General features: G+C 42.4%; 2 protein-coding genes and 2 pseudogenes. 2 read left to right on the top strand and 2 right to left on the bottom strand.

The genetic code is table 11. The features are described from left to right. Window positions 1-140: pseudogene (locus AB4496_RS21075) on the bottom strand (anti-anti-sigma factor); the annotation flags it as partial. Between the two features lie 254 nt (window positions 141-394). Between AB4496_RS21075 and AB4496_RS21070 the strand changes: the two are divergent. Further along, window positions 395-1,237, top strand: a complete 843-nt coding sequence (locus tag AB4496_RS21070) for a DNA ligase (protein ID WP_009846756.1) — start codon at window positions 395-397, stop codon at window positions 1,235-1,237. Window positions 1,238-1,355: 118 nt separating this feature from the next. Here AB4496_RS21070 and AB4496_RS21065 read toward each other — a convergent pair whose 3' ends face one another. Beyond that, window positions 1,356-2,726, bottom strand: coding sequence for an MATE family efflux transporter (locus tag AB4496_RS21065; RefSeq protein ID WP_009846755.1), 1,371 nt, complete (start codon window positions 2,724-2,726; stop codon window positions 1,356-1,358). A gap of 161 nt (window positions 2,727-2,887) precedes the next feature. Here AB4496_RS21065 and AB4496_RS21060 point away from each other — a divergent pair. Next, window positions 2,888-3,063, top strand: a pseudogene (locus AB4496_RS21060) (riboflavin synthase); the annotation flags it as partial.

Below are 3,063 nucleotides of genomic sequence, written 5' to 3'. Positions count from 1 at the left end.
TCACGGCTACCTGCTGCATCTAAATCACCGAAGATAGAAAGAGTCAGTGTCGTTGTATTTAAATCAATCTTACGTAGTTCCATAGCGATATCTCCTTTTGAGTATGTATGGACAGCTGCACTGAATGTGCCAACTTTTATGTTTATATTTTTCAATAGCTTAACTCGATCGCTAATCTCTATCTCATATTGAGAAAGTCGGTTTCTCAATATGAGAACTAAAAATGGGTGAACATTTGAGACTCATAAGCCATTAATTGCATGAATGAAATTGAAAGTTAAATAAGGTTGGCGTGTGGATCGCATCTTCTAGCAAAGGTTGTCTACCTACGTGTCAGAACGCTTAGGATTAAAGGCGTTTGTTGAGCACTACAGATATCAATACGGAGCAGATGATGAGATTAACTAAATTGGCGATAGCAACTCTATGGGCGTGTTCGCTTTCTTCTCATTCATCCTATTTACCTCCCGACCATTTGGTACTGGCCAATACATACCAACAAGGCATTGATGTTTCTGAATACTGGAAGAGTGAAAAGCTTGATGGGATTCGTGCTCTTTGGGACGGACAACACCTTTATACTCGAAATGGGAATCGCATTTACTCACCGAAGTGGTTTACAAAAAACTTACCGAAGGTACACCTTGAAGGGGAGCTCTGGGCAGGAAGAGGAAAGTTCCACTTAGTCCAATCTACCGTCCTCGATCACACACCTAGTGATGTTGCGTGGCGCCAAATAGACTTGATGCTGTTTGATATGCCAGGGGCGACTGGCGATTATCAAAAGCGCTATTACAACATATTGCATTGGGTAAGTATGATTGGAGAACCTCATGTCAGCTACATCGAACATGTACCTATTCAAAATGAAGAAGCTCTGTTTTATCAATTAGACAATGTCGATGAACGTAATGGCGAAGGTTTGATGCTCAGAAAGATCACCAGTCGTTATCAAGCAGGTCGAAGCAATGACCTGTTAAAACTAAAAAGGCATCACGATGCCGAAGCCACAGTTATTGGCTACAAAGGCGGGACAGGGAAGTATAAAGGGATGATGGGTTCGATTTTGGTTCACACGGAAGAAGGGGTTGAGTTTTATATCGGAAGCGGGTTCAGTGATCAAATGAGACTTGCGCCGCCTGAGATCGGCAGCCGTATTACCTTTCGCTACAATGGCTTTACTCAAAATGGAAAACCCAAGTTTGCGCGCTTCGTTAGAGAAAAGAGTGAGTATTAATACCAATCAGATTGTTCAGTACAATATAGTCATACACACAGTAAACGAAAAAGAGCTCTGAATATCAGAGCTCTTTTTCGTATTCAATATCAGGGATACCGGTTGAGTGAGTTAGAACTCAGCGAGAGCTAAATTCTAACTGCACATCGTCGTCTTGTTTGTGCATCCAGTGCAGACGCATACCTAGCATAATAGCTGCAGACGTTAGACCAACAATGAACCCAACCCAGAAACCGTGCGCGCCCATAGGCTCAACAATCCAATCTTTCATTCCTAAAATGTAGCCAATAGGAAGACCAAGCAACCAGTAAGCAACGAAAGTAATGTTGAAGATCGAACGCATGTCTTTGTATCCACGCAAAGCCCCTGCAGCGATAACTTGGATTGCGTCAGTACATTGATAAACTGCAGCGAACAATAGTAATTGCATTGCAACAGTAATTACCGCCGTATTCTCTGTGTACAGTAACGAAACTTGCTCTCTGAATAGTACCGTCAATGTAGCTGTCATTAGGGCTGTGACTAAACCAACAATGATTCCCACGTGTGTCGCGATTTTCGCTCCTTCAGTGTTGTTTTCACCCAACTTATGACCAACACGAATACTCACGGCGGCACCGATACTCATTGGTATCATAAATATCAGTGACGAGAAGTTAATTGCAACCTGGTGTGCGGCGACAACCAAAGACCCAAGAGGGGCAACCAACAGAGAAACAACAGCGAATAGCGTCACCTCAAAGAAGATAGCAGCGGCAACTGGAAAGCCTAGTTTAAACAAACGAATTTGTGCTTTGAGCTGAGGTTTGTGGAACGTACCGAAGATATTGATTTTAGCCAAACGCTTTGATGTTAAAACGTAAGCGAACAGCAGAGCAAACATCACCCAATATACGATAGCCGTTGCAACTCCACAGCCAACACCACCCAGAGCGGGAGCGCCAAGCTTTCCGTATACGAACATCCAGTTAAGCGGGATGTTTAATAGCAAGCCAATAAAACCAATCACCATTGCAGGCTTAGTTAAAGACATACCATCTGTAAAGCTTCTCAATGTTTGGAACAACAAAAATGCAGGGACAGCAAACATCACCGCATTCATATAACCGATGGTTTTTTCTGCCATGAGTTGTTCTATGTCCATCCACTCCAATATCAGTTGTGTCTGAAAAAGTACGCCAATGATTGGAAGGGAGATGGCAAGCGCTAAAAACGCACCTTGTTGAATCTCAAATGGAATTTTTACTTGTCTACCAGAACCATGTAGTTGTGCAACGACAGGAACCAACGCCATCAACAGACCCACACCAAATAAGATTGATGGTAGCCAGATACTTGCTGCAATCGAAACCGCCGCCATATCGATAGCACTTACACCACCGGCCATTACGGTATCGACAAAACCCATTCCAGTTTGTGCAACAGATGCGATTAATACTGGGGTCGCAAGTTTGATTAGATTCGAGGATTCTTCTTTGTAACGATGCACAAACAACTCCAAATAAGAGGGAAAATTAGAATAATAGTGTAGGAAAGGACATTCTGAAGGAATCAGAGACAATGATCTTAAGCTTCCACTGGACGAATCATAAAGAAATGTCACAATAACTGCTATGAAAAACTGTTATTAGAATGCTAAATAGGAATCTTATGTTTACAGGTATCGTTCAAGGAATGGCAACACTGGTTGCTATAAACAAAAAAGAGTTGTTTCAGACTCATACCATTGAGCTAAGCAACGAAATGGTTGAGGGATTAGCGATTGGTGCCTCAGTAGCTCATAACGGTTGTTGCTTAACGGTAACGGAAATTTCAGGAAACCACAT

The sequence above is a fragment of the Vibrio sp. 10N.222.46.A1 genome (assembly GCF_041473595.1).
In the GTDB taxonomy this organism is placed as follows: domain Bacteria; phylum Pseudomonadota; class Gammaproteobacteria; order Enterobacterales; family Vibrionaceae; genus Vibrio; species Vibrio tasmaniensis_A.
This window is presented reverse-complemented; position numbering and strand designations above follow the sequence as displayed.

What these genes read in the sequence shown, in the direction of transcription:
- AB4496_RS21070 (WP_009846756.1), top strand. Translation starts at nt 395, where the DNA reads ATGAGATTAACTAAATTGGCGATAGCAACTCTATGGGCGTGTTCGCTT.